Annotated in this window: 4 protein-coding genes; 2 read left to right on the top strand and 2 right to left on the bottom strand. The window is 63.9% G+C overall.

Features of this window, described 5'->3' with window-relative positions:
* Positions 1-1,804 (top strand): alpha/beta hydrolase domain-containing protein (locus tag ACFE71_RS15040; protein WP_375429574.1); only part of this gene is annotated, 1,804 nt, incomplete at its 5' end.
* 489 nt (positions 1,805-2,293) lie between these two features.
* Here the strand turns inward: ACFE71_RS15040 and pyrE are convergent.
* Together pyrE and ACFE71_RS15030 are read right to left on the bottom strand one after the other, a co-directional pair.
* Positions 2,294-2,812, bottom strand: a complete 519-nt coding sequence (pyrE, locus tag ACFE71_RS15035; RefSeq protein ID WP_375429573.1) for an orotate phosphoribosyltransferase — start codon at positions 2,810-2,812, stop codon at positions 2,294-2,296.
* Between the two features lie 478 nt (positions 2,813-3,290).
* On the bottom strand, positions 3,291-4,031 hold the full coding sequence (locus ACFE71_RS15030; protein WP_375429572.1) for an IclR family transcriptional regulator: 741 nt from the start codon (positions 4,029-4,031) through the stop codon (positions 3,291-3,293).
* A 71-nt stretch (positions 4,032-4,102) separates the two neighbouring features.
* Here ACFE71_RS15030 and ACFE71_RS15025 point away from each other — a divergent pair.
* The coding region (locus ACFE71_RS15025; RefSeq protein WP_375429571.1) for a hypothetical protein at positions 4,103-4,508 on the top strand (406 nt) is incomplete at its 3' end.

The raw sequence follows: 4,508 nt of genomic DNA, 5'->3' as shown, positions 1-4,508 counted from the left end.
TGAGGTGGTGAAGGTCAAGGTCAGCGGCGTCGCCAACCCGGACGGGGCCGAGAGCCGGCGCGTCGAAGGACTGAACCTCGCCGCCCGTAACGCCCAAGGCCTCGTCGAATATTCGTTCGAGGCCGCGATCCTCAAACCCGTCGACCTCGCGAAGGCGAACGGCACCCTGGTTTACGAAGTGACGAACCGCGGCAACGGCAGCATAAGTCTGGGCGCGACCAGCGACGCGGCGGCGCGTTTCTACATGGACCGCGGCTATGTGCTCATCAACAGCGCGTGGCAGGGCGAGGTGGCACTCAACCCCGCGGCGCTCAATGCGACCTTGCCGATCGTCCGGAACGCGGCGGGACCGCTCACCCAGGCGTTCCGCCAGGAGATCCGCTTCGACTCGACGCCGGTCGCCGAGCCCGAGGGAGCGATCCGACCGGTCACGCTGCTATATCCGACCGCATCGACCGACAAATCGACGGCGCGCCTTTATGTGAGGCAGTATGAGGAGGACGCCCCGACGGAACTGCCTCCATCGAGTTTCGACTTCGTCGATGCGAACCGGGTGCAGATCCGTCAGGCCGCAGGCTACGACAACAGCGCGTTGTATGACCTGACATACACGGCCACGAACGGGGTCGTGTCCGGCCTGGGCCTGGCCTCGGTACGTGACCTCGTCTCGTTCCTGCGCTTCGATCAGGCCGACGAGGACGGCCGCGCCAACCCTCTGGCGAGTGCCGGCACCATCACCGTCAAGAACACGATCGCCTACGGGGTATCGCAAAGCGGTCGGTTCCTACGCGTCTTCCTGTGGCAGGGCTTCAACGAGGACGCCAGGGGGCGCAGGGTATTCGACGGACTGATGCCGATCGTCGCCGGCGCGCGCAAAGGAGACTTCAACCGCCCGTTCGCGATCCCGACGGCGAGTTCGACCCAGCATGCCGGGCGGCGCTACCCCGACAACGGCTTTCCGTTCGCCTATCCCGTCACCTTCGATCCCGTTTCGGGGAAGACAGACGGATTGCTCGCGCTATGTGAGCGCAGCAACACGTGCCCGAGGATCATGCACTTCGACACCGATGGAGAGATGGGCAGCGCGTTCAGCTGGATGCTCCAGATCGACACCCTTGGCGATCCGATCGTCCAGCCGGACAATGTCCGCCTGTACTTCGCCGCGGGGCTCCAGCACGGACCCGGGCCGATCCAGCCGCGCGGATGCTTCGAACGGCCCGTGCTGTACCCACAGGTACCGTTCCGGAACGCCTTGTTCCTCGCTCTCGATCGATGGGTGAAGAACGGAACCCCGCCCCCGGCGTCAAGATATCCGAACAAGCAGGATGGCACCCTTGTCTCGGTCGGTCAGGCCCAAGCGCAATGGCCGCGGATTCCCGGTTTTCCTTACAGTTCGATCCGCAACGTGCCGGCCAACTGGGACTATTCTCCCCTGCTCGCCCAGCCGCGCGGTACCTATCCTGTCCTGACCACGCGACTCGATCCGGACGGCAATCAATTCGACGGCGTGGTTTTCCCGCTCGTCGCCGTTCCGGTCGCCACGGCGACCGGGCATTATTTCACGACGACCGGATATGCGCCGGGGGAGCAATGCACCCTGCAAGGGATCTTGCTCCCCTTCGCGAGGACCGAAGCGGAACGGGCAGCGGTCGGAGACCCGCGCCCGTCGCTCGGAGGCCGGTATCCAGGGGGACAAGCGCAATACACCGCCCTCGTCACCGCAGCGAGCAACCGATTGGTGGGCGAAGGCTTTCTACTGGCCGAGGACGTGCCTGCGATCGCCGGAGCCCGTCTTCCGCAGTGATGGTCCGCAGATTGACGTGGCAGACGCACCATTGTTGAAGCGCCAACCACGACCGGCGGCGCGGACGCGCGTCGATGACAAGTTCGCGCGAGGCGTCCGAAACCGTGAGGAAAGCCAACTGGCGGAAAACAAATGCACGCTGAGTTCGGGGACGGGTTTTTGGGGCGAAACTCCGTCCGGCTGGATCGTTTGTCGAGTGCCGGAACAGTAGCCGATCCCCTGTTGTACCCGCTTCGTCACGATCAGCAGGGATCGCCCACTCGCGGCCATTCCGCCGGGATCGCCGGACGTCCCAGAACCCCATTTAGACGCATCCCGCTTTTCCCAACTTTCTAACTGCATAGGCCGATCTCGGGAAAGCCAATTGAGAATACCTTTCGGGGAAACGTGGCCTGAGGCCATGTCCGGCCGGCCTTACCCGCGCGCTTTCCCGGTCCAAGTTCCTTTGCGGGAATGCCGGATCGGTCGGTAGCGTCCAACCGCGGACATTCAGGTAAGCAGATCGTCCTTGGTCATTGCCGCCATGACTGGAAGGTCCGGCAAATGAACAATCCGGGGAGTACCATCCCCCCGCCATATCGCACAAACGACGCCTATCACGTTTGCTCCAGCTTCCCGGACTAGCCGTGCAGCGTCGGCAACAGCGCCGCCCGTCGTAATCACGTCCTCGATAAGGACCACACGCTTCCCTTTGACGCCGAGGCCTTCAACTGCCAAGCAGGTGCCGTATTCCTTCGCCTTCTTCCTTACGAACGCTACGGGCAGCCCGGTCGCGAGCGACATCGCCGTCGCAATGGGCACCCCGCCAAGCTCCAGCCCCGCAAGAACTTCGCTATCGATAGGCAGCAAAGCGATCATCTCGGCCGCGACCCGCTTGAGGAGTGCCGGTTCAGCCTCAAAACGATACTTGTCGAAGTAGGTCGATGATGTTCGACCGGATCGGAGAAGAAACTCTCCCTTTAGTGAGGCAATAGTCTTTATGGCGTGGGGCAATGACCGGTCAATCATGGCTCCTCATGGCATAAGGCCACGCTGGCTTTCCATCCTTTTGATCGGTTCGTGATCGACGTTGATCGCTTCCTGCTTCCGCATGCGGGACAAGTTCCGGGAAGTCACGCGCGTTCCCATCTCTCGATCTCTTCAGGAAAGCTGAGCGCGCCGGGCGACGGAAGCCATTGGTATCTGCTTCCTGGCAACCCGCCAAAATGCAATCCATCGCTTTTCGCCGTTCGTGCGCGGCCCGATCGGCATCGTACGCCGGTCGCACCCGATGTGATTTCCGTCTCACCCAGCGTGCGCCTGCCGCGTCGGCCCGGCTCGCGCAAAGCGAGCCGAAAATCGTGTTTCATGCAGGTTGGGCGATCATCGTTGCTAGCCGCTACCCATAGCGCTGTCGCCAAGCTGCTGGGTGCGGTCGATCAGCCGATCGCGTGGGGTGCATCGGTGGGCGTCAGGCGACCACCGACTCCGCCTCGAGCGTTGCGGGTCAGATCAGCGCCATGCTGATGCGGCGGGTGGCGTCGACGAGCAGGCCGCCGATCTCCTCGGCCCGGCGCTCGTCGAGTCGTGCGCCAGGGCCGGAAATGGAGATCGCGCCGACGGGGTCGTCCATACGGTCGATGATGGCGGCGCCGACGGCGTTCACGCCCCGGTGGTTGCCGCCGAAGCCGGTCGCGTAGCCCCGTTTCCGGGCGACCGCGATCCGCTTTTCCAGCTCGCTCCGATCGGTGATCGTGAGCTGCGTCGTGCTTTCCAGCGGTTCCTTCAGATAGAGATCGAGTTCGGCATCGTCGAAATGCGCGAGCATCGCCTGGCCCGATGCCGTGGCATGCAGGGGTACCACGCCGCCATACGGGAAGAAGTAGCGGACCGGCTTGATCCCGTCGAGGCGTTCGACCAGCACCAGCGCGCGCTCGAAGCGGCAGGTTAGATGGACGGTCTCCTCCGTGACGCGCCGCAACTCCTCCATGACCGGCAGCGCCACCAGCCGCAGCCTAGCCAAGGCATGGTTCGTGCGACCCGTCGCGATGACCGCTCGCATGCTGATGACCCAGTCGGTGGTTTCAGCGCCCGCCGGCTCGATCCAGCCTGTCTTGTGCAGCGCCTGCAAGGTCCGCTGCGCGGTCGAGCGCGGGATGCCGGCCAAGCGGGCAAGCTCGCTGACGCCCGCAGGCTGGTGAATGCCGAGCAGCTCGATGAGCTGGAAGGCGAGATCGACGGGTCGCATTGCTGATGACTGTACGATCGATCCGTCCGGGTCATCAATAATAGCATTTTCCTGGATACACGCGTGTGCTAATGCCGCTTGACGGCACAGCTTGCCGTGAGACGGTTGGGGTGGGGATGCTCAAAAGATTTTGGAAGACGGCGGCGGCAGGTCTTGCCCTGGTCGCGGCCGGCGTCGGCATCGGTGCTTGGCGCGAAGCGCATATAGGGCGCGGAGCCATGGACGGTTCTGGTCCGGCGCGCGGCGGCGTGGAGGTTGCCCTGGTGGCCAACGGGGTCGGAGGCACGGTCAGCTTCATCGATCTCGCGACCGGACGAGTGCGCAGGACGCTCGACGTCACGCCCGACGGCAAGACGGTCGGTCTGTTGCGTGATCCCGTCCAGTATGTCGCGCAGCCCAAAATCGAGGCGCGCGGCGGGAAGAACTATGCTCAGGACACCGATCTGTCGCGAGATGGCCGCATCCTCTACGTCTCGC

The sequence above is a fragment of the uncultured Sphingomonas sp. genome, assembly GCF_964237155.1.
Lineage (GTDB): Bacteria > Pseudomonadota > Alphaproteobacteria > Sphingomonadales > Sphingomonadaceae > Sphingomonas.
The sequence above is the reverse complement of the archived record's forward strand: the minus strand, read 5'-3'. Positions and strand labels throughout refer to the sequence as shown.